The following is a 26297-nucleotide window of genomic DNA, read 5'->3' on the forward strand; positions in this document are numbered from 1 at the left end:
CGCTCCGCCACCTGCGCCGGCCTGGTGGTGGTTTCCCTGGGGTCAGGGGTTGATCCGCCCGGCGCCCGCACCGGCGGTGACCACGGACTTCACGCTGTTGGCGGCGTCCGCCGTGTACGGGTACGGGACCGCGGCGACGTCTCCGGCGCTCTCCGGGGCACCGGAGTTGACGAAGACGTTGTTCCGCTCGACCAGGTCGCCCGGGTCCGATTCGGCGTAGCCGACGGCGGTCGGCCGGGTGACGTTCTCGAAGTAGTTCCCCTCGACCAGCACGCCCGCGCCCATGGTGGACGCGACGCCGTAGTCGGCGCCGAAGTAGTAGTTGTTGAACACGTGCACCGGGTCACCGAAGCGGACTCGCGGGTGCCGTTCCCTGCTGCCGTCGAACCAGTTGTGGTGGTACGTCACCCGCAGGTGGCCGACGTCGGCGGTGTGCCCGTCGTCGTGACCGAGCAGCATGCTCTTGGTGTGGTTCGTGACCCGGTTCCAGGAGACGGTGACGAAGTCCGACTCCCGCTTGACGTCGACGGCTCCGTCGTAGCCGCCATCGAAGGTGTTGTGGTCGATCCAGACGTTCCGCGAGCCCTGCACGTTGATCGCGTCGTCGTCCCAGCCCCGGAAGGTGAGGTTGCGGATGATGACGTTGGTCGCCGAGCTGACGTTGAGTCCGTTGTCCAGGGTGGCGTTGGTGCCGACGCCGAGCACGGTCTTGTTCGACCGGACGTCGTTCATGGTGTCCGGCAGGCTCAGCGAGCCCTGGACCCGGATGGTCAGCGGTGACGAGGACTCCAGGGCGTCGGCGAGGGCCTGCCCGTCGGTCACCGTGACGGTCTGGCCTCCGGCGCCGCCGGTGGTGCCGCCGTTCTGGGTGGCCCAGCCGATCAGGCCGGTCTGCGGACCGCTGGTCGGCGGCGGCGTCGTGGCCGGGGGCGTGGTCGGTGGCGGGGTGGTTGCGGGGGGCGTGGTGGGAGGGTTGGTCGGGCCGCCGGGCACGCCGACCTTGCCGACCCCGGCCTGCGCGAGCACGGTGGCCTTGGTGTCACAGGCGGTGCCGATCGTGTACGCGTACGGCGGGTCGGTGACGCTGCCGCCGGTCTGACCTGCGCCCGAGTTGACGAAACAGTTGTTCCGGGCGACCAGGCGGCCGTCCCCGGAGGATGCCTCCCCCAGGTGGTACGGGTCGTCGACGCCTTCGAAGTAGTTGCCTTCGACGATGACACCGGAGTCTTCGGTGGCGGCGACGCCGTAGTTGCCGGTGTTCAGGTAGTAGTTGCTGTAGACGTGCACCTGGTCGCCGAAGCGGATCCGGGGGTTGCGCTGGTTGGTGTTGTCGAAGAAGTTGTGGTGGTAGCTGACCTTGAGACGGCCGACGTCCTGGGCGGCGTTGTCGTCGTCGTGGCCGAGCAGCATGTTCTTGTCGGTGCCGTCGGCGTGGTTGTACGAGATGGTCACGTACGACGAGCCTCGCTTGACGTCGACGCCACCGTCGACACCGGTGGTCCAGGTGTTGTGGTCGACCCAGACGTGGTGCGAGAACATCTGCACGTTGACCGCGTCGTCGGCCCAGTCGCGGAAGTTCAGGTTCCGCAGGATGACGTTGTGTACGGCGTTCGCCGGGGGCGCGGTGACGGCGTTGTCGATCGGTAGGCCGATGTTGAGGCCGCCGCCGGTGAAGCCGGAGTTCGCCCCGACCCCGACGATGGTCTTGTCGGAGCTGACCTCGTGCATCGGTCCGGGCAGCGCGATCATGCCGTTGACCTGGATGATCTTCGGTCCGGCCGAGGCCGCCTCGGTGATGAACTGGGACGCGCTGGTGACGGTGACGGTCGGGCCGCCCGCGCCACCGGTGGTGCCGTTCTGGCCCCACGCGTTGACCGAGGCCCAGCCGTCGGCGACGTTGGGGCCGGGGTTGGTCGGCGGGGTCGGCGTGGGAGTGGTCGGGGTCGGCGTGGGGTTGGTCGGGGTCGGGTTGGTCGGGGTCGGGTCGACGCCGCCGGAGGAGACGAGCACGTTGTCGAAGTTCGCCGAGGCGTTGAAGGTGGCGACACCGATCCGGCCGGTGGCGTACTGGCTGTCGGTGCCCTCGGCGAGCAGGGTGCCGTTGACGTACCCCTGAAGATTGCTGCCGTTGACGTCGAGCCGGAGCGTGTACGTGGTGCCGACGCTCACCGACACGCTGGCCGTGTCGAGGGTGGTGGAGGAGCCGCCGGTGAGTCGTTTGAGTTCGACGGTGTTGTTGCTGCGCAGCGCCAGGTAGTAGTAGCTGGTGTTGCTCTGCACCCGGGCGAGCAGCGCGACGAAGCGGTTCGACCCGTTGAAGGCGGTCGGTTTCACGGTCGCCTGGACCGAATAGTTGGACCAGCTCGTCGTACCGGCGATGGAGCGGGCGTCGCTGCTGGTGCCGCTCTGCCGGTAGACCCGGGAGCCGTCGGTGGCGACCGTCCAGCTACCCCCGGAGGCCGTCCAGCCGGTGGCGTTGCCGTCTTCGAAGTCGTCGGAGAAGAGCGTAGCGGCGTAGGCGGTGGCGCCCATGCCGAGCGCGAGAGCGATCGCGGTGACGGCGGCGCCGAGCGCGATCAGGAGACCACGGCGATGCCATCGCCGGGTTTCGGTGCTTTCCACGGAACCTCCTCGGTGCCTATCTGCCCAGGTCAGGCAGATAGATCGATGTTTGTCGATCTCTTGGAGCCGGAAGTGCCCAGGGCTGGCCGGCACTACCCGGGCCGGGCTGGATCGGACATCACGCCGGGAGGGGTGCGGGAGAACCGGGCTGACCCGCCCGTACCCGCCCCCGGCGTGGCACTGACTGACGGAGCTGGTGGTGCCGGGAGCTAGAGGCCGATCTTGCCGGTGCCGGAACCGGCGATCACCACCGACTTGATGGTGTTCGGGTCGGTGACCGTATAGCTGTAGTAGGTGCTCGGCTCCTGCACCGTGCCACCGGAGTCGCCCACCTCACTTGTGCCGGCGAGTACGTTGTTCCGCGCCACCAACCGGCCCCTCGACCCCGAGTAGCTGATCGACCAGGGCACCTCGACATCCTCGAAGTAGTTCCCCTCGACCACACAACCCGAGTTGAGCTGGCAGGCGACACCGACGTCGGTGTTGTAGACGAAGTAGTTGTTGAACACGTGCACCGGCTCACCGAAACGGATCCGGGGATTGCGCTGCGGCGTACGGTCGAACCAGTTGTTGTGGTACGTCACCTTCAGGTAACCGGTGTCCTGCGCCGCGTTGCTGTCGTCGTGCCCGAGCAGCATGTTCTTCGTGTGGTGGTGGGTGTGGTTCCAGGAGACCGTGACGTAACTGGCCCCCCGCTTGATGTCGATCAGACCGTCGTAACCGAGCGACAGGTCGTTGTGGTCGATCCAGACGTGATGCGAGTACATCTGCACGTTGACCGCGTCGTCCACCGTGTTGCGGAAGTTCAGGTTGCGGACGATGACGTTGTGCACCGCGTCGGCCGGTGGGCTGGTCACGTCGCTGGTCGGCAGGCCGATGTTGAGGCCGCCGCCGGTGATCCCTGAACTGGCGCCGACACCGACGATGGTCTTGTCGGAGGTCACGTCGTGCATCGGACCGGGCAGCGCGATCATGCCGCTGACCCGGATGTTCAACGGACCCGACTGGGAGATCGCGGCGAGCAGCTCCGCCGGGGTGTCGACGGTCACGGTCGGCCCGCCGGCTCCACCGGTGGTGCCGTTCTGGCCCAGTGCGTTCACCGACGCGAACCCGATCGGCGGTGCGCCCGGGTCGAGCGGCGGTTCGGTCGGCGGCAGCGTCGGACCGGTGGTGGGACCGGTGGTCGGCGGAGGGCCGGTCACCGTCGCCACCTCGACATCGTCGAAGGAGGCGCTGGCGTACGAGGTGGCCAGGCCGGCCCGCCCGGAGCTGAAGCCACTGTCGGTGGCCTGGACCACCAGGTTTCCGTTGACGTACCCCCGCAGTGAACTGCCGACCGCGTCGAGCCGCAGCGTCGCCCAGTTGCCGACCGGCACCGCCGCCGAGCCGGTGCCGAGCGCGACCGGGTCACCCCCGGCCCGCTTGATGAGCTGTACGGCGCCACCGCTGGTCACCACCAGCGCGTAGTAGTTGCTGCTGCTCTGCGCACGGGCGACCACCCCGACGTGCCGGTTGGCGCCGTTGAAGCCGGTCGGCTTGACCCGGGCCTGGACGCCGTAGTCGGCCCAGGTCGCCTGGCCGACCAGGGTACGGGCGTCACTGCTCTGCCCGGACTGCCGGTAGACCAGCGAGCCGTCGGTCACCACGGACCAACTGCCACCCGATTTCGACCAGCCGTTGGAGTTGCCGTCCTCGAAGGTGTCCGACAGCAGTGTGTCGGCGAACGCGTACGGCATCCCGTAGGTCACCGCGACGGCGCTGAGGGTGCCGGCGACACCGGCGGCGGCGAGCAGCCGCCATCTCGGTCGTCCCCGGGTGCGGATCGGTTTCACACTGGGCCTCCTGGTGGTGGTGGGGTGCGGTGCGAGGTTAGGAAGGGCCCCTTGTACAACCGAATGCGATAACAAGGGGCCCTTCCTTCTCTCTCAGAGGGGGATGCGGTTGGCGCCGGCGAGGAGCTGGACGGCGAGCGGCACCAACGCGGTGGGCAGGGGTGGATCGGCGCGCAGGGTGGGGGTCCACCCGGCGTCCGCGCCCAGGTCCGGGTCATGGCTGGCGTTGTACGCGTCGAGCAGGCTCGTCGGGCGCGGCCAGCCGTTGCCGGTACGGACCCAGCTACCCCGTTCGGTGACGGCGGTGCCGCCCCAGTCGTAGAGCAGGTCCTCGGCGGCGATCCCGCCGGCCAGCGCGAAGTAGTTGTTCTCCGCGTAGAGGGCGGACTGCACGCCGACGCCGAGCGCGTACTGGAAGTCGGGGCCGGCGAGCTGGTAGTGGTTGTTGTAGAGGTCGACCTGGCCGAACCGCACCCGGGGCAGTCGTTGCAGGGTGCCTGCGAACAGGTTGTGGTGCAGGGTGACGTTGAGCCGGCCGACGTCCGGGCCGACCGTGTTCGACGAGCCGATCAGCATCACCTTGTCCCGGTCGGTGAACCGGTTGTAGGAGACGGTGACCCGGCTGGCGGTGTGGGTGATGTCGAGCGACCCGTCGTGTACCTGGTACGGCCGCCCGAAGTAGACCGGCTGGGCCGAGTCCGGGTTGTCGCCGTCGGTGAAGGTGCTGTGGTCGACCCAGACGTTCTCGCTGCGCCGCACCGAGATCAGGTCGAACTGTGAGTTCCAGTTGCCGGCCTCGCCGTCGGTCGGCGCCCACGCCGGGAAGCAGTCCCGGGCGTCGACGAAGGTGAGGTTACGGATGATCGAGTTGCTGGCGGTGTCGAGCATCAGGGTCAGCCCGGTGAGCTTCGCACCCCTCAGCCCGACGATGGTGGTGTTCGGCCCGACGTTGATCTGGGTCTGCCGGGTCTGGTTGGCGACCGACCGCACCCGGGCCGCCTCCAGCGGTCCGCTCGGCGCCACTCGCCCCCAGACCGCCGGGTCGTACGCGGCCAGATATGCGGGCAGGGTGTATTCCGGATCGGCGAGGTCGGCGCAGTCCAGCAGTGTTCCGTCGGCGGCTTCGAAACCGTCGACGGAACCCTGGACGTAGATGATTTTCGGGGTGGCGTTGCTTCGGTTGGTGGCATTGTCGCCACCGAGCGCGGCCACCAGTTCGGCCCGGCTGTCGACCACGTGGATCTGGTCGGCGGTGGCGGTGGAGCCACCGGTCGTACCCGGTCCGGCGGCGGCCCAGCCATCGTTCGCCGGCAGCGCCTGCCGGCCCAGCAGACGGGCTCCCCAGGACAGTCGGTCATCGGATCCACCCGCGGTGACGGCCGTTGCCGGCACCATCGCGATGGAGATCCCCACCAGTGCGGCGGTCAACCTGATCAGTCGCATCTGCACTCTCCGCGTCTGCGTGTGGGTTACCGGTTCCGTAACGCGTACGAAACCTGCTCACTAACAGACGGTAAGTATTCGTAGTCACAAGAGTCAATGTGCTACGTGTGCAGATATGTTGCATAGAATGGGGGCAATGTTGATTGCCCCGGCCACCCTTTGGCCGAGAGGAGGATATTCGGTCCGATTATTACCGCACGGCTTTCCCTGCGGTTTGCAGTCGGTTTTCCGTACCGCGCTCAGCCATTGCCCGTCTCCTCGCCCAGCGCCACCCGGTACGGCTTGACCGCCCACGGCACGCCCAACTCGTGCAGCAGCGCACCCTCTTCGGCGGCCCGCCGCAACACCTGGTTCACCCCGCGGATCGACCACACCCGCTCGGGCGGCTCACCACCGCCGACCACCGTCGCCCCACTCAGCAGCGTCGGCTCCGGCGCGGCATGGATCGCCTCCACCAGGGCGGTGAAGCCGGTGGTCCGCTCAAGCGGCACGAGCAACGGCACCCGGTCGGGATCGGCCCGGTGGTCGAGCAGGTTCTCCAACAACCCCACCCGGCCGGGAATCTCCCGTGGCTCCGGGTCGTCGGGAAGCAACAACCGGTCGGTCGGATACTCCAGCACCGCCCGTCCCGCCGTGCCCCGCACGATCACCTCGCCCGGGATGTACTCCTCCCCGGCCAGCGTCACCGCCGCCACCACCGGCAGCCCGCAACCGAGGCTGATCCGCAACGACGCGGTGTCGTCCACCTCGATCGGCCGGGTCCGGTACCGCTCCAACTCGATCGCCACCGGCTCCGCCGCGGCACCGCCCCGCCCACCCGGCACGCCCGAAGCCGCCAACGGCACCGCCGAGGCCACCGACGAGACTGCCGAGGCCACCGCGAGGCACTGCATCAACGCGTGCGCCAGCGGGTTGACCAGGGCGCCGTCGAGCACCGGGCGTCCGTCCAGGAACCGCCGGCCGGCCCACGGGGAGCGGGCGTAGTAGGCGTCGGTCCGTTGCCATGAGGCGACCGTGGCGATGCCGGTGACCGTACCGAGCCGCCCCTGCGCGATGGCGTCGAGCAGCGTCGTCAACGCCGTCGAGCCGAGCGCCTGGAAGCCCACCTGGACGGCCCGGCCACTGGCCGCCTGCGCCTCGGTGAGACGCCGGTGCTCGGCCAGGGAGAGCACTGGTGGCTTCTCCAGCAGCAGATCGGCCCCGGACGCGAGCACGTCCAGGGCGATCGGCAGATGCGTGTGCGGTGGCGTACACACGACCACCACCTCCGGCCGGACCGACCGGAGCATCTCCCGGTGGTCGGTGAAGACCGCCACGCCCGGCTCACCGTCCGCGTCCGGCAACGGCTCCACCGGACGTACGTCGACCAGGCCGACCAACTCCAGCCGGCCGGCCGTACGCAGCCGCGCGATCACCTGCCGGTGCCAGCGACCGTGGCCGCTGGCACCGATCAACGCCACCCGAGGCGGGTCGGACCGGCTGGTCACGTGGCACCCGCCAGGGTCGCCTCGACCCCGTGCCGGTCCAGCGCGGTCAGCCACTCCAGCACCAGTTCACGGACCACCTCGTCGCCCGCGAGCGCGGCAGGGAAGACCTCGGCCAGCCCGAACAGCGCGTCCACCACCCCGGTCGGGGTGTCCTTCGCACCGGTCAGCGCCGCCCGGATCCGCTCCGCCAGCGGGTCGTCCAGCGGCAGGGCGGTGCCGTCGTCGGCGTACCCCTGCACGAACCGCATCCAGGCCGCGATCACCAACGTGGCGAAACGTGGCCGGTGTCCGGCAGCCCGCAGGTCGACCACGGTGTGCAGCACCCGCTGGGGGAGCTTCTGCGAACCGTCCATCGCCACCTGGATGGTCCGGTGGCGGATCACCGGGTTACCGAACCGTTCCAACACCTGGTCGCCGTAGTCGACCACCGACACCCCGTCCGGCGGGCTGAAGCTCCGCGCCACGTCCTGCGCGATCATCCGACGCAGCACCTCCACCAGGCCCGGGATGGCCAACGCGTCGGCGATCGTCTCCCGCCCGGCGAGCGCACCGAGGTACGCGGTCGCCGAGTGGACCCCGTTGAGCGCTCGCAGCTTGAGCCGTTCCCACGGCCCCGCGTCGCCGGTCAGCACCGCACCGGCCCGTTCCCACGCCGGCCGGCCGCCGGGGAAGTCGTCCTCGATCACCCACTGCCGGTACGGCTCCGCCGCCACCGCGGCCAGGTCGGTGACGCCGAGCGCCGCCTGCGCCGTCGCGAGGGTCGCCGGGGTGCTCGCCGGCACGATCCGGTCCACCATCGTGCCCGGGTAGGTGACGTTCGCCCGCAACCAGTCGGCGATCCGCTCCGCGCGGGCACCGTCGGCGCCGTTACGGGCCCCCTTCGACTCGGCCAGCAACGCCAGCGCCTGGCCGACGAGGCTGTGCAACCTGGTGCCGTTCGACGGCAGGTTGTCGCAGCTCACCAGTGCCAACGGTCCAGCATCGGCGACCGCGCGGGCGAGCAGCCCACGGACCAGCAGACCGGGCACCGTACGCGGGTCGCGGTCGCTGGTCAGGTCGGCGGTCACCTCGGCGTCCGGGCGCAACCGGCCACTGGCCGGGTCGAGCTGGTACGCCTTCTCAGTCACGGTCAGGGTCACCACCCGGATCGCCGGGTCGGCCAGCAGCGCCACGATCGCGGCGGGATCGCTGGCGGCGTGGCGTACCCCGGCGAGCCCGCCGACCACCTGGGTCTCGCTCCCCGCGCCGGAGAGCGTGGTGACGCTGAACAGGCAATCCTGCGCCACCAGCCGGGCCACCACTTCGGTGCTGCGCGGGGCGACCCCGATGATGCCCCAGTCGCCGCCGGCCCGCGCCACCGCCTCTTCGGTGTAGACCGCCTGGTGTGCCCGGTGGAACGCACCGAGCCCGAGGTGCACGATGCCGGCGGACACGGTGCCGGGGCGGACCAGTGGGCGGGCCGACGCCGGCAGCCGTCGCAGGCTACCGAGCCCGAGCGGTGACGCACCGACGGTCACCGCCATGTCGGACCGTCCGGAAAACTGAACTCGGCGATCGAGGCGGGCTTCATCGTGGCGCTGTAACCGGGCTGCTCGGGCAGGAGGTAACGCCCGCCCCGGGTGCGTACCGGGTCGACGAAGTGCTCGTGCAGGTGGTCGACGTACTCGACCATGCGGCCGTCGAGGGAGGTGCCGACCCGGAGATAGTCGAAGATCGCCAGGTGTTGGACGTACTCGCAGAGGCCGACTCCACCGGCGTGCGGGCAGATCGGCACCCCGAACTTGGCCGCCATCAGGATCACCGAGAGCACCTCGTTGACCCCACCGATCCGGCACGCGTCGATCTGGCAGACGCCGATCGCCTCGGCCTGGAGCAGTTGCTTGAAGATGACCCGGTTCGCGGCGACCTCGCCGGTGGCGACCCGGACCGGTGCGACCGCGCGGGCGATCCGGGCATGCCCGAGTACATCGTCCGCGTGCGTCGGCTCCTCGATCCAGTACGGCTCGACCTCGGCCAGCAGCGCCATGTTGGTGATCGCCTCGTCAACGTCCCAGACCTGGTTGGCGTCCATCATCAGCAGCGCGTCCGGGCCGATCTCGTCCCGGATGATCCTCGCCCGCCGAACGTCGTCCTCGACCGGACCACCGACCTTCATCTTCATCGCCCGCCACCCGTCGGCGTACGCCGCCCGGGTCAGCGCCCGCACCTTCTCGTCCGGATAGCCGAGCCACCCGACCGAGGTGGTGTACGAGGGGAAGCCCTCCTGCTCCAGCTCGGCGAGGCGCTCCTTCAGACCGACAAGTCCGTTGTCGAGGATGGCGGCGGCCTCGGCCGGGCTGATCGCGTCGCTGATGTGGTGGAAGTCGACGCTGTTGACGAGTTCCTCGGTCGGCATTTCGGCGAGCAGCCGCCACATCGGCTTGCCGGCGAGCTTGGCCCGCAGGTCCCAGACCGCGTTGACCAGCGCCCCGGTCGCCATGTGGATGACGCCCTTCTCTGGCCCGAGCCAGCGCAACTGCACGTCGGCGGTGAGCGAACGCCAGAAGGTCACCGGGTCGGCGAAGATGTCCTCGACCGTGCGGCCGACCACGTGGTGGGCGAGCGCCCGGATCGCACCGCAGGTCAGCTCGTTGCCCCGGCCGTTGGTGAAGGTGAAGCCGGCACCGAAGGCGCCCGATGGGTCGTCGGTACGCAACTCGACGTAGCTGGCCGAGTAGTCGCCCCGGTTGATCGCGTCGGAGCCGTCGCCGGCCGCCGCCGTCGGGAACCGTACGTCGTGCACCTCAGCCGAGGTGATGGTGACCGTCACCGTAGTTTCTCCCCGATTTTGAAGACCCGCTTCGGCAGGTGGTACGCCAGGTCGACGATGGTTTCGGCGGCCTCGTCCAACGGCAGCCGCTCCTCGGCGACCAGCCGGGCCAGGAAGCCCGCGTCGATCCGGCGGGACACGTCGTGGCGTACCGGAATCGAGCAGAACGCCCGGGTGTCGTCGACGAAGCCGGCGGTGTTGTAGAAACCGGCGCTCTCGGTGACCGCCTCCCGGAACCGCCGCAGCACCTCGGGCGAGTCGAGGAACCACCACGGCGCACCGAGGTAGAGCGCGGCGTAACCCCCGGCCAGCGGGGCGAGTTCCCGGGTGAAGGTGTACTCGTCCAGGGTGTAGACGACCACCCGCAGCCGCGGGTCGTTGCCGTACGCGTCCAGCAGCGGGGTGAGCGCGTGCAGGTACTCGGTGGCCTGGGGGATGTCGCCGCCGACGTCTCGGCCGTGCCGTTCGTAGAGCCAGCGGTTGTGGTTGCGTACCGCTCCGGGGTGGAGTTGCATCACCAGGCCGTCCTCTATGGACATGGCGGCGAACTCGACCAGCATGTGGGCCCGGAACGCCTCCGCGTCCTCGGGTGTGGCGGTGCCGGCGCGGCCCCGGTCGTAGAGGGTGGCCGCCTCGGCGGCGCTCAGCCGCAGGGTCAGCGCGGTCGGGTGGCCGTGGTCGGAGGAGGTGGCGCCGGCGGCGATGAACGCCTGTCGGCGGCTGCGCAGGGCGTCGAGATAACCGGCGTACGTCCCGGTGTCCGTCCCGGCGACCTCGCCGAGCCGTTCGACGTTCTCGGCCCAGCCGTCGAACTCCATGTCGACCACGTTGTCCGGGCGGAAGGTGGTGATCACCCGCCCGCCGGGGCCGCCCCAGCCGTCGGCGGCGAGTTTGGCGTGCCGGCCGAGGTCGTCCAGGGGCGACTCGGTGGTGGCCAGGGTCTCGATGTTGAACTTCTCGAAGAGCGCCCGGGGTCGGAACGCCGGCTCGGCGAGCCGGGCCGCGATCTCGTCGTAGATCTCGTCCGCGGTGGCTGGTCCGAAGGGCTTTGTCACCCCGAAGACCTGGCGGAACGTCTGTTCCAGCCAGAGCCGGGACGGGGTGCCCCGGTAGAGGTGCCAGTGCGCGGCGAAACGGCGCCAGATGGTCCGGCCGTCGGTCTCGACCGGCGCCCCGTCGACCGCCGGTACGCCCAGTTCGGCCGGGGAAATGCCCTGGCTGAGCAGCATCCGGGTGAGGTAGTGGTCAGGGACGATGATCAGTTGGGCCGGATCGGGGAAGGGCGCGTCCTCGGCCAGGATGGCCGGGTCGACATGCCCGTGCGGCGAGATCAGCGGTTGGTCCTTCGCCAACGCGTACAGCTCCCGCGCGATCGCCCGTTGACTGGGCTCGGACGGGAAGAGCAGGTCGGCTCCTGGTAGTGGCGGCACGGAAGCGGACTCCTCTGGTCAGGCGATGGTGAGCAGGTCCGCGACGCGGACCGGCTGACCGGTTTCGAAGGAGCGGTTGGCGGCCAGGCCGGTGAGCAGGGCGAGCGCACCGTCGCGGGCGGTGGCGCCCCGGTCCATCGGGTCGGGGTGACCGCCGAAGAGCACCCCGGTCATCCGTACGTCGGCACCGCCGTGCCCGGTACGGGTGTAGCCGGCGACCGGCACCTGCCGCGCCTGCTCCCAGAACGGCCGGACGGTCAGCTTCGCCCAGCCCTCCTCGATCGCGGCCTGTACGCCGTGCAGCGCGGCGCCCTTGAGTTCACCGGCCGCGTACGGGCTGACGAAGTCGCTCTCCACGACCTCCAGTTCCAGCCGGCCCCGGCTGCCGTTCACCATCACCCGGTAGCCCTCCCAGGGTGCGTACGCGGTCAGGTGGTAGGTCATGGTGGCGCCGTTGGAATAGCGCGCCAGTACGGACATGTCGTCCTCGATCGTCACCCCGGGGGCGAAGACGTTCTGGTCCCGGTGGTAGCCGTCCTCGGCCTCGGCGTCGAGGTAGAGCGCCCGCAGACGCGGGTGGCTGGCAAGGTGCAGGGCGAACGGGTCACCGGCGGCGGCCGGCGAACCGTGGGCCCGGTCGTAGTCGCGGGCGTAGCCGTGGCGCCGCCCGGTCTCGCCGTAGAAGAAGAGCCGGCCGGAGGCGTAGACCTCCTCCGGCACCGCGTCCAGCCACCAGTTGACCAGGTCGAAGTGGTGGCTTGCCTTGTGCACCATCAGGCCGCCGGAGTTGGCCTTCTCCCGGTGCCAGCGCCGGAAGTAGTCGGCGCCGTGGCGGACGTCGAGCAGCCACTCGAAGTGGACCGACCCGATCTCGCCGATCTCGCCCGCGGCCAGCACCTCGCGCACCTTTTCGTGCAACGGGTTGTAGCGATAGTTGAAGGCCACCGAAACGTTTCGGCCGGTCTCCGCCACCGCGTCGAGTATCCGCTGGCAGCGCGGCACGTCGATGGTCATCGGCTTCTCGGTGATCACGTCCCGGCCGGAGCGGAGGGCGGCGACGATGTACTCGTCGTGGGCCCGGTCCACGGTGGTCACCAGGACCACGTCGACCCGTTCCTTCTCCAGCATGGTGGTGTAGTCGACGGCCAGGTAGGTCGGCACCGAGTCGAAGCCGAGTTCCTCCAGCCACTCGTTGTGCGTATCCATCCGGGCCTGGTTGACGTCGGCGAACGCGACCAGCTCGGCGGTGGCGGGGTGGTCGAGTACGAGCGCGCGGACGAACATCTCGGCTCGTGCGCCGGTGCCGACCACGGCGTAACGAAGTCGCTTTCCGGGTTCTGTGGACATCCCGCTCAGCCTCCGGGTGACTGGAAGGGCCGTACCTGGCCGCCGTTACTGCAAAGGTTTGCAGCCGAAGTAACCACGTGAACGGTCCCGGCGTCAACGATCGACAACAATCCTGTGTATTTCCTACTGATTTGTGAGCCTATGCAGGCATCGAAGGCTACCGCTCGCAACAAACCCGTAACCAGCGCCCGTTGACACCTGAGCAACCGTTTGCATTAATTGGCCACACCAAACGTGACGACCACCACAACCAGCAGTACCGACGGCCGGTGCGCACCGGCCGAGCCCCGGAGACGAAGGGACCCGCGTGCCAGCCACCATCCGAGACGTCGCACGCGCTTCCGGCGTGCACATCTCCACCGTGTCCCGAACGTTCTCCGCCCCGCACCTGGTCAACCCGGAGACTCGTCTCCGGGTGCTGGCCTGCGCCGAGAACCTCGGCTACCGGCCCAACCGGGCCGCGCGCGCACTGATCACCGGCCGTACGCACAACATCGGCCTGATCGTCGCCGACATCGCCAACCCGTTCTTCCCACCCCTGATCAAGGCCGCCGAGAGCCAGGCCCGCCACCGCGACTACCACATCTTCGTGGCCGACACGAACGAAGATCCGGCCGCCGAAGAGGACCTGGTGCACGCCCTGGCCAAGCAGGTCGACGGCATCCTGCTCTGCAGCCCCCGGATGAGCAACAGCCTGATCGAACAGCTCAGCCGCGAGGTGCCACTGGTCGTCATCAACCGCCAGGTGACCGGGCTACCGGCGGTGGTGATGGACGTCGGGCAGGGAGCCCGGCTCGCGGTCGAACACCTCACCGGGCTCGGGCACCGCGAACTCGCGCTGCTCGGCGGCCCTCGCGGATCCTGGACCAGCCGGGAGATCCGCCGGGCGGCCACCGCCGCCGCCCGCTCCGCCGACGCGGCGCTGACCGTACTCGGCCCCAACCCGCCCACCGAGGGCGGCGGCACCGCGATGGCGGAACAGGTCCGCCGGGCCGGCGTCACCGCCGTCCTCGCCTACAACGACCTGATGGCGATCGGGCTGATCGAGGGGCTCGACTCCCTCGGCATCCGGGTGCCCCAAGAGGTCAGCGTCGTCGGCATCGACGACATCGCGCTGAGCCGGCTGGTCCGGCCGAAATTGACGACGGTGGCCACGCCAACCGCGGCCGCCGGCCGGACGGCCGTCGACATGCTGCTCCAACACGACAGTGCCGCCGCCCACCGCAACCGGGGTGGCAACCGCACCGTGGCAGCAGACGACCGTCGTACCACCGCACAGGTAATGCTCCAGACCGAACTGGTCATCCGCGACTCGACGGGGCCCCGCCCACCGGCCACCCTCGGCCAGACCGGCTCCGCGGCCACCACCACAACCGCTGACCCGGGCCCGCACAGCCCTGCGGACCCGGGCAACACGGCCGCGGTCAACCCCGAAGCTGTCGCCTCCTAACGCCAAGGAGTGAGCGCACATGCACCCCGCAACACCCCCGATGGCGGACGAACGTGCCGCGCATGATCACCGTACCCTCTTCTCCCGACGCGGCCTGATCAGCCGTTTGGTGGCCACGGCCATCACCATTCCGCTCGTTCTCGGCGCCGCGGCCTGCGGCGGCGAGGACGAACCGAGCGAGTCCGCGCCGAACACGCCGGTCGAGCTGTCGGTCTTCTGGTGGGGCGGTGAGGCGCGGGCCAAGCTGACCGAGGACGCCCTCGCCCTCTACACCAGCAAGCACCCGAACGTCACGTTCAAGAAGACCTGGCAGGCCAACCAGGGCTACTTCGACAAGCTCGCCACCCTCACCGCCAGCGGCGACGCCCCGGACATCTTCCAGATCGACGACAACTTCCTCACCGAGTACGCGTCGCGCAACGTCACCCTGGACCTGACGAAGTACAAGGACGACAAGAAGCTCGACGTCACCAAGCTCCCCGAGAGCCTCTGGCAGTACGGCGTCGTCGACGGCAAACTGGCCGGCATCGCCGGCGGCGAGAACACCCAGGGAATGGTCTACAACAAGACCCTGTTGCAGAAGCACAACCTGCCCGAGCCGACCACCGGCATGAGCTGGGCGGACTTCATCACCTGGGCGGAGAACGTCTCGAAGGTGACCAAGGTCCCCGGCACCATGGACCCGAGCGCCGACTACAAGGCCTTCTGGGTCTGGCTGCGCCAGCAGAACAAGGACCTCTACAAGGGCAAGGAACTCGGTTTCACCGCCGACGACGTGACCAAGTGGTTCGAGCTGTGGAAGGGCGCCCGGGACCGCGGCGCCACCCCGACCGCCGACGTGATCCACGAGGGCAACGCCACCGACATCACCAAGCAACTGGTGGTGACCGGCAAGGCCGCGACCTCGTTCGTCTGGGCCAACCAGCTCCCCGAGCTGAAAAAGGCCACCAAGGACGAGCTGGGCGTGGTCGCCTACCCCGGCGACCCGAGCGCCCAGTGGGCCCGCGCCGCGCTCTACTACTCCGTGTTCCGGGGCAGCGAGCACAAGGACGTCGCGGTTGACGTACTGAATTTCCTGGTCAACGACCCGGAGGCGGGCAAGATCCTGGGCACCGACCGTGGGCTGCCGTCCAACCTGGACGTACGCAAGTCGGTCAGTGAAGGGGTCACCGACCCGGCGATGAAGCTCTCCATCGCGGTGGAGACCGAGCTGGCCGCCAAGTTCGGCCCGTCCCCGCAGGTGCCACTGAAGGGGCACAGCAAGATCCGGGCCGAGCTGATCAAGGCGGCCGAGGAGGTCCAGTACGGCCGCCGGACCCCGTCCGCGTCGGCCGCCGCCTTCCTGGAGATCTGCAAGAGCGCGATCGCCTGACGATCGGCCGAACGACATACCGGAGAGGAGCCGGCTCGTGGCGCTGACCACGGCGCCCAGCTCGACTCCGCGCGCCACCGGCCCCGTCCGGACCCCCGCTGATCGGCGCGGGTCCGGACGGATCTGGCAGCGCGAGGGTCTGGCCGGGTACGTTTTCCTGTCGCCGTGGTTGATCGGCCTGCTGGCCATCACGGCGGTACCCATGCTCTTGTCGCTCTACCTCAGCTTCACCAACTACGACATCCTCACGCCCTGGTCCGAGGTCGAGTGGGTGGGGCTGACCAACTACGAGCGGATGTTCACCAGCGACGCGTCGTACTGGCACGCGGTGCAGGTGACGCTCGCGTTCGCGCTGATCGCCGTACCGCTCAAGCTCGCCACCGCCCTCGGCGTCGCGCTCCTGCTCAACCGCGCCTGGCGCGGCGTCGGGCTGTTCCGTGGTCTGTTCTACCTGCCGTCGCTGCTCGGTGGCAGCGTCGCGCTCGCCATCGTCTGGGTCAGCATGTTCAACCGCGACGGTGCGTTCAACTCCCTGCTCGGCGTCTTCGGCATCGAGGGCAAGCCCTGGGTGAACGACCCGGAGTGGGCGCTGGAAACCCTGATGGTGCTCGCCATCTGGCAGTTCGGCGCACCAATGGTGATCTTCCTGGCCGGCCTCAAGCAGGTACCGACCGAACTCTACGAGGCCGCCTCGGTCGACGGCGCCGGCAAGTTCCGACAGTTCGTCAGCGTCACCCTGCCGATGCTCTCACCGGTCATCTTCTTCAACCTGGTGCTGGAGACCATCAACGGCTTCCAGGGCTTCACCTCGGCGTTCGTGCTCAGCAACGGCACCGGCGGCCCGGTCGACTCCACCCTGATGTACACCCTGAACCTCTACATCAAGGGCTTCGTCGACCTGGAGATGGGCTACGCCTCGGCGATGGCCTGGGTCTTCCTGCTCGCCATCGCGGTGATCACCGTCGTGCTCTTCAGCACCGGCCGGTTCTGGGTGCACTACTCCGACGGGGAGGAACGCTGATGGTCACCGAAACCGCGGCCCCGGCCGCGCCCCCGACACCGGCGCTCACCCGGCGCCCCAGCCGCACCGGCCGGCACATCGGCCGGCTACTCGTCCTGGTCGCCATCCTCGCCCTGGTGCTCTACCCGCTCTTCTGGATGATCGGTACGTCGCTCAAGTCACCGGAGGAGATCGTCAACAACATCGGGCTGCTGCCGAGGGAGTTCACCCCCGGCAACTACCCCGACGGCTGGCGCAACTTCGACGTCAGCTTCGGCCGGTTCTTCGTCAACAGCGCGATGGTCAGCCTGCTCACCGTGCTCGGCAACGCGATCTCCTGCCTGCTCGCCGCGTACGCCTTCGCCCGGCTCCGGTTCCGGCTGCGGGGCTTCTGGTTCGCGATCATGATCGGTACCCTGCTTCTCCCCGGTCACGTGCTGATCGTGCCGCAGTACATCCTGTTCCGGACCTTCGACATGGTCGGCGGGCCGTGGCCGTACCTGCCGCTGGTGGTGCCGCAGTTCCTCGCCACGGAGGCGTTCTTCGTCTTCCTGATGGTCCAGTTCATCCGGGGCATTCCCCGCGAGCTGGACGAGGCAGCGAAGATCGACGGGGCGAGTCCGTTCGGCATCTTCCGGCACGTCATCCTGCCGCTGAGCCGTCCGGCGCTGGTCACCACCGCGATCTTCTCGTTCATCTGGACATGGAACGACTTCTTCCGGCAACTGGTCTACCTCTCCGACCTGGAGGACTACACCGTGCCGGTGGCGCTCACCCTCTTCATCGACTCGACCAGCCAGAGCGCGGTCGGTCCGATGTTCGCCATGTCCGTGCTCTCCCTGCTGCCGGTCTTCCTCTTCTTCGTAGCCTTCCAACGCATGCTCGTGGAGGGCCTCAACACCACCGGCCTCAAAGGGTGAAAGGAAGGGCCCCTTGTTATCGCTTTCTGATGTAGAAGGGGCCCTTCCTAACGCTTGGCAGGGCGGGCGGCGGAGGGTAGGTATGGGTGATGGGTGAGCTGGCTCGGGGTGGCGGGGGATGGCCGGAGGAGCCGGGCGGATCGGTGGCCCGACGCCCCGACTGGCGGGACACCCTGCGTAACGCCAGTGACCTCGCCCTGGTCGGCATCCTCACCACCGTGGCCGCGCTGCCGGTGCTGACCGCGGGTGCCGCGGTCGCCACCGCCAGTGCGGCCGTACACCATTGGAGCGAGCACGAGAGCTGGCCCGGCGTACGTCCGGTGCTGCGCGGCTTTGTCCGTGCCCTGCTTCCCGGTGCCGTGGCCACCCTGGTCGCCGCCACCACCACCGCTCTGTTCACCGTGAACCTGCTGGCCCTGCACCGGGGCATCGTGCCCGGTGGCGCAGCCCTGATCGTGGTGACCGCCCTGCTGGCCGCGGCGGTGGCCGGACTCGCCGGGCTGACCGTGGTGCGGCTCGGCAGGCAGGACGGTCAGGGCTGGCGGGAGGCCGTACGGCAAGCCGGACGGATGGCCGTGGCACGACCGGTGCTGCCGCTCGCCGTGGCCGGTGTCCTGGCGCTGGTGGCCGTACTCTGCGGGCTGGTCCTGCCGTTGATCACGCCGATCCTGGCCGGCTACGCCCTGCTCGCCCTGCACGCGACCGTACGGCGGATCGAACGCGCCGTACCGACGACCAGGGGCTGAACGCCCTCTTCCCGGTGCGCTGAAGCCGACGCGCCCCGCCCACCGGTTCGAGCACGTCCCGCCGGTTCCGGCTGCGGTCGGCACGCGCCTTCGCGCTGTTGTCGTACTCCTTTCGCGGCGTTGTCGGCCTCGGACCGGTGGCCGAAACAGCCATGTGCCTGCTACTCCGCCAGGGGTGTAGCATTCCGCCGGACACGGTGTCCGACATATCGTCGGACGGGCTGTCCGGGGTGCCGGGAGACGCGAATCCGTCGCCTCACCCCCGCAGACGCAACCGGACATCCCGACACGACATCACCAACGAGGAGCAACGGATGAAATACCGCCTTCTGGGACGCACCGGAGTCTGGGTCTCCGAGATCTCCCTCGGCGCGATGACCTTCGGCGGCAAGGACCACCCGATCTACCGGACGTTGGGCGGTCTGCAACTCGACGAGGTCGACCGGATGGTCGGCACCGCCCTCGACGCTGGCATCAACTTCATCGACACCGCCGATGTCTACAGCGACGGCGAGTCCGAGCAACTGCTCGGCCAGGCACTCAAGCAGCGTCGACGCGACGTCGTGCTCGCCACCAAGCTGCACGCCCCGACCGGCCCCGGGCCGAACGACAACGGACTGTCCCGACTACACGTGATGCAGGCGCTGGAAGACAGCCTGCGCCGGTTGGGCACCGACCACATCGACCTGTATCAGGTGCACAACTTCGACCACATCACGCCGATCGAGGAGACCCTCGCCGCCCTCGACGACGCCGTACGCCAGGGCAAGGTCCGCTACATCGGTTGCGCCAACCTCGCCGCCTGGCAGATCAGCAAGGCCCTGGGCGTCTCCGCCCTGCACCACCGGTCCGCCTTCGTCTCCGTCCAGGCCCACTACTCGCTGGTCAGCCGCGACGCCGAGCGGGACCTGCTGCCGATGGTCCAGGCAGAGGGCCTCGGGATGACGGTCTGGGGTCCGCTGGCCGGCGGCTTCCTCGCCGGTAAGGTCGACCGCACCGGTGTCGTGAGCGACGAGGGCTCCCGCCGCAACCAGGACGGTTTCGCCCAGTTCCCGCCAATCGACCGGGAACACGGCCACGACGTGGTCGACGTGGTCCGGGCCGTCGCCGCCCGGCACGGGGTGAGCCCCGCCCAGGTGTCGCTCGCCTGGCTGCTCGCCCAGCGCGGTGTCACGAGCGTCATCGTCGGAGCCCGCCGGCTCGACCAGCTCGCCGAGAACATCGCCGCCAGCGACCTGACGCTGACCGACCAGGACCTCGCCGAACTCGACCAGGTCAGTGCCCTTCCGCTGGCGTACCCGAACTGGATCCAGGCGGCCTTCGCCTCCGCCCGGACGCCTCGGTAACCGTCCGACCTGTTGGGGCCCACCTCCGACGGATCGGCGGCGGACGTACCGGGCGAACCCGGTGCACCGCCGCCGACCCGTTCGGCACCAACCGAGGCAGCTACGCCGCTAGTTCTCGACGAAACTCCGGAACACCATCGCCGACCTGCCGGGACAGACGATCACCGAGCTGTTCCACGAGCAACTCGCCGCCCGTACGCCCTTCAACTCACCCAGCTCGATCGGATGGGAGGAGCTGACCCGCACCCCGGCGACACTCACGTCGGTGGCGCTGGTGGAGAGGTCGTCGGCGAAGAGCAGCAGGTTGCCGCCGTCGAGCCGGACCGCGACCCCCTCCCTGCTGATCACCTTGGCGCCGTCCGGCCCGTAGAGGGTGGCGGTGTCCGGCGTACCGCCACCGACCAGCGCATGTTCACCGACCGGTAGCAGCGATTCGGCACCGGCGGCGGGCCTGCTCCACGCCTTCTCCCCGTCCCCGGGTTCGGCCGGGATCGACAGCAACTCGGTCGTGTCGGCGGAGAAGTTCTTCTGGTCCAGCAGGCAGACGCGCCCCCGCCCGCAGGCCACCAACTCCTTCGGATAGTGCTCCTCGTCGCCGCTGTAGAGGATGGTTGGCTCCCCCATCCGCTCCAGGTCGTAAGCGGCGACGCGGTACCCGCTCTCCTTCGGCGCGACGTAGAGCCGGCCGTCGTGGGCCACGACCAGGTCGTCGGGGTTGGCCACGCCCTTGGCGCTCTTGAGCACCTCACCGCTGTCCACGTCGATCACCCGAGCTGACCGATTCACATCGATCTGCACGATGCGTGGATCCTTGCCCCCGTACGAGAGCCGCTGACCTCGCACGTCGGCGGCGACTCCCAGGTCCGCCGGGACCGTCACCGGGTGCACCGAGGTCGACGAGTTGCCCGCCTGCCCGGGAATGGGCTCGTCCCAACGCGGCTTGCCGGTACGCAGGTCCAGTGCGACGACCTGCTGCGCGGTCCGGTCCACCAACACCAGCGTGCGTTCGAAGTAGAGGATCGAGTCGTCGCCGTGGACGTCGCGCCCCCACAGCCGCTTGCCGTTCGCCGGGTCGAGCACACTCAGTTCACGGGCGTCGGCCCTGCCCGTCGCGTCGGCCAGCAGCACCAATCCGTTCGGCACGGCGGCGATGCCCGCCCAGCGCTCGGCGGTGCCCTCGGTCTTCACCTGCCAGGCGCGCGTGCCCGTGCTGGCCTTGGCCGCGATCACCTCCAGCCGCTTGTCCTTCCGCTCGTACGCCAGGTAGGCCCGGTCCCCGACGAGCGCCGTGTAGGTGTAGTACGGGTCTTCTTCCTCGAACGGAATTCCCCCACCGAGGTCGCGGAAGTTGTCGAACGCGACGTCGTCGTACCCGCCCCGGTTGAGGTAGAACACCGCCGCCGCGACCACGCCGACCAGGGCCAGCACGGCCGCCGCCCCGATCCAGGCCGCGCGCCGCCCGCGCCACGCGCCACCCCGACCCACCGAGGGGTACGCCGCACCGCCCGAACCCGTCCCACCTACCGGAAGCCCGGAACCCGGCGCCCCGGAAATCGGCACCCCTGAACCCGGCACCCCGGAAATCGGCGCGGCCGAGCCGACGCCACCAAGCTCGAACACGGTCGCCGGACCCGCCGCCCCGACCGACGCGGCCGTCCCGGCGGCGGTGAACGGCGTCGCACCGGTGCCCACAGCGGCGGTGAGTGCCGTCGCGCCCGAACCCAGGACGATCTCCGCCAGCGCCCCCTCCGCCACCGGCAACTCGGGCTGCTCCAGCACCGTTGGCGCCACACCCAACTCCGCGTGCAGCAACCGCGCCACCAGCGGCACCCGCGACGAGCCGCCGACCAGGAACAACCCGGCCAACTGATCGGGCCGCAACCCGCAGTGCCCGATCACCGACCCCGCCTCGAACACGGCCCGGCGCAGCAGCGGAGTGGCGAGCCGTTCCAGTTCCTCCCGGGTCAGGTGGACGGCCTGCTCCACCCCGGGTACGGCAACCGGCGCCACCGTGGTCCGGGAGAGCATCTCCTTCGCGCCGCGTACGTCGTCCCAGAACTGCCGCCGGTCACGCCAGGCGGTCGTGGTCTCCGGTTGTACGAGCCGCTGCCACGCCTGCGGCGCCGCCGCGCCGACCAGCCGACCGAGATGGTCGACCAGCGCCGCGTCCAGGTCGAGGCCACCCAACTCCGGCAACCCGCCCGAGCCGACCACCGCGAATCGTGGGCGTCCACCGTGGTCCAGCCCCTCGTTTCGTACGACGGCGATGTCCAACGTCCCGCCGCCGAAGTCGAAGACCGCGAGAGCCGCCCCCACCGGCACCGGGCGCCGCAGCACGTCGACGAAGTACCGGGCGGCAGCGACCGGCTCCGCCACCAGTAGGGTGCCACCGCCACCCGACGGAGCAGCCGACTCGGCGGTCACCACCGGAGGCCAACCGGCCCGTTGCACCGCCGTGGCCAACGCGCCCCGTCGCCGCGCGCCCCAACTCGCCGGGTACGTCAACACCGCGGGCGGAAGGAAACCCACCGCCTCGACCGCGGCCTGAGCCACCGCGCGCAGCAACCCGGCGAGCAGGTCCACTGTGGCCATCTCGGCGTCGCCGAGCAACACCCCCGGCTCGTCGATGCGCCGCTTCGGGTTCGGGTCGTAGCGGCCGGGGTCCGCCTGGGCCAGCCGCTGTGCGTCCCGCCCCACGTGCAGGAGCCCCGCCTGGTCGAGGAAGACTCCGGAGGGCATGACCGGCTGCCCGTCGAAGAGCAGCGGCCGGGTACGCCCGTCCGGCCAGCGCAACACCGCCACCGTGTTGGACGTACCGAGGTCGACGCCGAGTGCGTAGCCGCCGTCCTGCCCTGCCATCTGCCGACTCCTCCGGGGCGAGGGATTACCCGGCCCCGCATGCTACGGCCAGCGCACAGCAGCACCGCCACCCACGGCAAAGGCTCGGGCCCGCCGAGCAGATCAGAGAGCGGTACGCCGCCGAGCCACCTCGGCCAACGTCACCGCCGCCGCGACACTCGCGTTCAGCGACTCGACCTCGGACATCATCGGAATGCTCACCCGCAGGTCACAGGTTGCCCCGACCAGCCGGGACAGGCCGCGGCCCTCCGAGCCGACCACCACGACCAACGGTCCGGCAGCCGCCTCAAGGTCGTACAGATCGGTTTCGCCATCGGCGTCCAGGCCGACCACGACGAAGCCGGCCTCCTGGCATGCCTTCAGCGACCGAGTGAGGTTGGTCACCTGGCTGACCGGCACCCGGGCGGCGGCGCCGGCACTGGTCCGCCACGCGGTAGCGGTGATGCCCGCGGCCCGGCGCTCCGGTACGAAGATCCCCTGGGCACCGAAGGCTGCCGCCGACCGGATCACCGCGCCGAGGTTACGCGGATCGGTGACCCCGTCGAGCGCGACCAGCAACGGGGCGGTCTGCTCCAGCGAGGCGTTTACCAGCTCGTCGAACGGCTGGTACGCGAACGGCGGCACCTGGATGCCGACGCCCTGGTGCAGCACGCCGCCGGTCATCCGGTCCAGCTCGGCCCGACTGATCTCCAGGATCGCGATGCCACGGTCCGCGGCGATCCGGACCAGCTCGTTCACCCGGTCGTCGATCTCGATGCCCTGGGCCACGTAGAGCGCGGTAGCCGGCACGTTCGCCCGCAGCGCCTCGACCACCGGGTTCCGCCCGACCAACAGCTCCGGGACGTCCTTGGCCGGGTGTGACTTGCGTCCCGGGGCGACCCGGGGACCCGACCGGCCCTGCTGCTTGGGGCCACCGCGTCCGCCGGCACCACGCCCGGCTCCGGCGCCGCGAGCCGCCCCAGCGGCACCTCGGCCGGTCCCGCCGCCACCGGCGCCCCAGGTGGTGTCCTTGGTACCCGGTTGGCCGATCTTCGGGGCCCGGCCCTCCTCGGCCGCCGCCCGGCGCTCCTTCTCCTGCTTCCAGGCGGTGCGCTGGGGAAGCTGTTCGGTGCCGGAGTAACCCTTGTGCCACGGACGCTCGTCGGCGGGCAGGGTCCGGCCCCGGCCAGCGAGGCTGCCCCGGTTCTTGCCACCGGATCCGGCGGCTGCGCCCTTCTTGGCGGTGACCCGCCTGCCACGGCGCTGTGAGTTGCCGGCCATCAGTCCTGTTCTCCGATCGTCCATCGCGGTCCGTGCGGGGTGTCCTCGACGACGACACCAGCTCTCCTGAGCTGGTCCCGCACCCCGTCTGCGGCGGCCCAGTCCTTGCGTGCCCGGGCCTGCGTACGCTGTTCCAACGCCAACGCGACCAGCGCGTCGACGGCATCACGCAGCTCGCCGTCCTGCCCGTTTCCGGCGAAGGCCGGGTCGAGCGGATCAACACCGAGCAGGTCCAGCATCGTGCGGACCGCGACCAGCGTACTGCGGATGGCGTCGTCGTCGCCTTCGGCCAGCGCGTTGTTGCCGTCGCGGAGGGCGTCGTGCAGCGCGGCGAGGGCGGCCGAGGTGTTCAGGTCGTCGTCCATCGCGGCGGCGAACGCCGCCGGCACCGCACCCAGAGCGCCCGGCCCGATCCGCTCCACCGCTCGCTGCACAAACCCCTCGATCCGCCGGTAGGCCACCGCGGCCTCGGTCAGCGCCTCGTCGGAGTAGTCGATCCGGGACCGGTAGTGCGGCGAGGCCAGGTAGTAGCGCAGTTCCACCGGGCGTACGCCGAGCCCGGCGACGTGGGCCAGGTCGAGCGCGTTCCCGAGGGACTTGCCCATCTTCGCGTCGCCGAGGTTGAGCAGTCCGTGGTGCACCCAGTAGCGGGCGAACGGCAGACCGGCGGACCGGGACTGCGCCAGTTCGTTCTCGTGGTGCGGGAAGACCAGATCGAGACCGCCGCCGTGGATGTCGAACTCGGCGCCGAGGTAGCGACGGCACATGGCCGAGCACTCGATGTGCCAGCCGGGCCGGCCGCGTCCCCACGGCGACGGCCAGGAGGCCCCGGCCGGTTCTTCCGGTTTGAGGCCCTTCCAGAGCGCGAAGTCACGGGGATCACGCTTGCCCCGTCCGGGCTCGTCCGTATTCGCCTGCACCGCATCCGGCTGCTGGCCGGAAAGTACGCCGTAGTCGGGGTCCGACTGGACGTCGAAGTAGACGTCACCCGAGTCGTCGCCGGCCGGGTACGCGTGCTTGGCCTCGATCAGGGCCTCGATCAGCTCGTGCATCTCCGGGATGTGCCCGGTCGCCCGCGGCTCGTACGTCGGCGGCAGCACGTTCAGCGTCTGGTACGCGTCGGCCAGGATGACCTCGTTGGCGTACGCGATCGACCAGAACGGGCGGCCCTGCTCCTGCGACTTGGCCAGCAACTTGTCGTCGATGTCGGTGACGTTGCGGATGAAGGTCACCTCAAGACCGGCGTGCGTCAGCCAGCGGCGCAGCACGTCGTAGTTGACCCCGGAACGAAGGTGGCCGATATGCGGCGGCCCCTGGAGGGTGAGACCACACAGATAGACCCCCACCTTGCCGGGCTGCCGCGGGACAAAGTCCCGCACCGATCGGGTGGCGGTGTCATATAGGCGTAGCGTCACCGCACCAGGGTAACGGTCACCCGTTCCGGCCGTTGTACGCGCGCGGCCCCTGTTGCACGCGCGCGGCCCCTGTTGCACGCGCGCGGCCCCTGTTGCACGCGCGCGGCCCCAAGCGTGATGCGACCGCCCCCGCCGTACGCTGCCTGGTGTGGAGGCGACGGGCCGCGTGGGCGAGACCGCACAGACCCTGGACCGGGGCCTGCGCCTGCTGCACCTGGTCGCCGACGCACCCGGCGGACTGACCGTGACCGAGGCGGCAACCCGCCTCGGTGTCGGCCGGGCGGTGGTGTACCGGCTGGTCGGCTCGCTCAGCCAGCACGGAATGGTGCGACGGGACGACAACGGCCGGCTACGGCTCGGGGTCGGGGTGCTGCACCTGGCCCGCCGGGCGCAGCCGCTGCTTGCCGAGGGGGCAATGCCGGCCCTGCGCCGACTGGCCGAACAGGCGGGCGCGACCGCGCACCTGACCGTGGTCGAGGGGGGCGAGGCGGTGGCGATCGCGGTCGTCGAGCCGAGCTGGACCTCGTTCCACGTCGCGTACCGCACCGGGTACCGGCACGCACTGGACCGGGGGGCCGCCGGGCAGGCGATCCTCGCCGGGCGCGCGGGGCAGCCGGATCCGGTCGCGAGCAGCGGTGAACTGCAACCCGGGGCGTACGGGGTGGCGGCGCCAGTGCTCGGCGTACCGGGTCTGGAGGCGAGCGTCGGTGTGGTGGCGCTCGCCCCGCTGGCCGTATCCACCGTGGGTGAGCAGGTGAGCACCGCCGCCCGTGCGATCAGCCAGGCCCTCGCCTGACCGACGGCCCAGGTCGCCGCCGTCCAGGGTTAGGAAGGGCCCCTTGTTATACAAAAAGCGCTCGGGTTCTAGTAGTGCTTTGTCATGATCTGAGTGGGTAGTTGGGTTTTGTTGTGGGGAACCGTGTTTTGCAGGTGGGGCAGACGCCGGCGAGGCGGACGAG

General features: G+C 69.9%; 18 protein-coding genes. 7 read left to right on the plus strand and 11 right to left on the minus strand.

All coding sequences use genetic code 11. The annotated features are described in order from the left end of the window. Positions 1-42: 42 nt before the first annotated feature. The 8 genes from ACIBF5_RS15720 to ACIBF5_RS15755 form a co-directional block, all read right to left on the minus strand. The gene (locus ACIBF5_RS15720; protein ID WP_396812041.1) at positions 43-2622 is read right to left on the minus strand and encodes a right-handed parallel beta-helix repeat-containing protein; all 2580 of its coding nucleotides are present in this window, start codon (positions 2620-2622) and stop codon (positions 43-45) included. A gap of 209 nt (positions 2623-2831) precedes the next feature. Beyond that, positions 2832-4454, minus strand: coding sequence for a family 16 glycoside hydrolase (locus ACIBF5_RS15725; protein WP_396812042.1), 1623 nt, complete (start codon positions 4452-4454; stop codon positions 2832-2834). A gap of 93 nt (positions 4455-4547) precedes the next feature. Further along, positions 4548-5897: a polysaccharide lyase family 1 protein gene (locus tag ACIBF5_RS15730; RefSeq protein ID WP_396812044.1), complete on the minus strand. Its 1350-nt coding sequence runs from the start codon at positions 5895-5897 to the stop codon at positions 4548-4550. A 239-nt stretch (positions 5898-6136) separates the two neighbouring features. Further along, positions 6137-7384, minus strand: coding sequence for a Gfo/Idh/MocA family protein (locus ACIBF5_RS15735; protein ID WP_396812046.1), 1248 nt, complete (start codon positions 7382-7384; stop codon positions 6137-6139). Beyond that, positions 7381-8907, minus strand: a complete 1527-nt coding sequence (locus tag ACIBF5_RS15740) for a mannitol dehydrogenase family protein (RefSeq protein ID WP_396812048.1) — start codon at positions 8905-8907, stop codon at positions 7381-7383. The genes ACIBF5_RS15735 and ACIBF5_RS15740 overlap by 4 nt, the downstream gene beginning before the upstream one ends. Then, on the minus strand, positions 8898-10193 hold the full coding sequence (locus ACIBF5_RS15745; RefSeq protein ID WP_396812050.1) for an enolase C-terminal domain-like protein: 1296 nt from the start codon (positions 10191-10193) through the stop codon (positions 8898-8900). Before ACIBF5_RS15745 ends, ACIBF5_RS15740 begins: the two co-directional genes overlap by 10 nt. Further along, complete coding sequence (uxaC, locus tag ACIBF5_RS15750; protein ID WP_396812052.1) at positions 10190-11623, minus strand: glucuronate isomerase; 1434 nt, start codon at positions 11621-11623, stop codon at positions 10190-10192. Before uxaC ends, ACIBF5_RS15745 begins: the two co-directional genes overlap by 4 nt. A gap of 18 nt (positions 11624-11641) precedes the next feature. Continuing rightward, complete coding sequence (locus ACIBF5_RS15755; protein WP_396812054.1) at positions 11642-12970, minus strand: Gfo/Idh/MocA family protein; 1329 nt, start codon at positions 12968-12970, stop codon at positions 11642-11644. Positions 12971-13277: 307 nt separating this feature from the next. On the opposite strand from ACIBF5_RS15755, the gene ACIBF5_RS15760 reads away from it, so the two are divergent. From ACIBF5_RS15760 to ACIBF5_RS15785, 6 genes are all read left to right on the plus strand, one after another. Next, the gene (locus ACIBF5_RS15760; RefSeq protein ID WP_396812056.1) at positions 13278-14420 is read left to right on the plus strand and encodes a LacI family DNA-binding transcriptional regulator; all 1143 of its coding nucleotides are present in this window, start codon (positions 13278-13280) and stop codon (positions 14418-14420) included. A gap of 19 nt (positions 14421-14439) precedes the next feature. After that, the gene (locus tag ACIBF5_RS15765) at positions 14440-15792 is read left to right on the plus strand and encodes an ABC transporter substrate-binding protein (protein WP_396812057.1); all 1353 of its coding nucleotides are present in this window, start codon (positions 14440-14442) and stop codon (positions 15790-15792) included. A 37-nt stretch (positions 15793-15829) separates the two neighbouring features. Continuing rightward, positions 15830-16813, plus strand: a complete 984-nt coding sequence (locus ACIBF5_RS15770; protein ID WP_396812061.1) for a carbohydrate ABC transporter permease — start codon at positions 15830-15832, stop codon at positions 16811-16813. Beyond that, positions 16813-17712, plus strand: coding sequence for a carbohydrate ABC transporter permease (locus tag ACIBF5_RS15775; protein WP_396812063.1), 900 nt, complete (start codon positions 16813-16815; stop codon positions 17710-17712). Before ACIBF5_RS15770 ends, ACIBF5_RS15775 begins: the two co-directional genes overlap by 1 nt. Before the next feature lie 89 nt (positions 17713-17801). Continuing rightward, positions 17802-18458: a hypothetical protein gene (locus ACIBF5_RS15780; RefSeq protein WP_396812065.1), complete on the plus strand. Its 657-nt coding sequence runs from the start codon at positions 17802-17804 to the stop codon at positions 18456-18458. A 314-nt stretch (positions 18459-18772) separates the two neighbouring features. Next, positions 18773-19804 (plus strand): aldo/keto reductase, encoded by a 1032-nt coding sequence (locus ACIBF5_RS15785; RefSeq protein ID WP_396812067.1) that lies wholly within the window; start codon positions 18773-18775, stop codon positions 19802-19804. A 108-nt stretch (positions 19805-19912) separates the two neighbouring features. Here the strand turns inward: ACIBF5_RS15785 and ACIBF5_RS15790 are convergent, their stop codons facing one another. The 3 genes from ACIBF5_RS15790 to cysS form a co-directional block, all read right to left on the minus strand. After that, positions 19913-22663 (minus strand): Hsp70 family protein, encoded by a 2751-nt coding sequence (locus ACIBF5_RS15790; RefSeq protein WP_396812068.1) that lies wholly within the window; start codon positions 22661-22663, stop codon positions 19913-19915. Positions 22664-22765: 102 nt separating this feature from the next. Continuing rightward, positions 22766-23923, minus strand: coding sequence for a 23S rRNA (guanosine(2251)-2'-O)-methyltransferase RlmB (gene rlmB, locus ACIBF5_RS15795; protein WP_396812070.1), 1158 nt, complete (start codon positions 23921-23923; stop codon positions 22766-22768). Beyond that, positions 23923-25338, minus strand: coding sequence for a cysteine--tRNA ligase (cysS, locus tag ACIBF5_RS15800; protein ID WP_396812072.1), 1416 nt, complete (start codon positions 25336-25338; stop codon positions 23923-23925). The genes rlmB and cysS overlap by 1 nt, the downstream gene beginning before the upstream one ends. A 139-nt stretch (positions 25339-25477) precedes the next feature. Between cysS and ACIBF5_RS15805 the strand changes: the two genes are divergently transcribed. Further along, the gene (locus tag ACIBF5_RS15805; protein ID WP_396812117.1) at positions 25478-26134 is read left to right on the plus strand and encodes an IclR family transcriptional regulator; all 657 of its coding nucleotides are present in this window, start codon (positions 25478-25480) and stop codon (positions 26132-26134) included. Positions 26135-26297 lie beyond the last annotated feature (163 nt).

Origin of the sequence: Micromonospora sp. NPDC050417 (assembly GCF_044458865.1) — a bacterium.
Taxonomy (GTDB): domain Bacteria; phylum Actinomycetota; class Actinomycetes; order Mycobacteriales; family Micromonosporaceae; genus Micromonospora_G.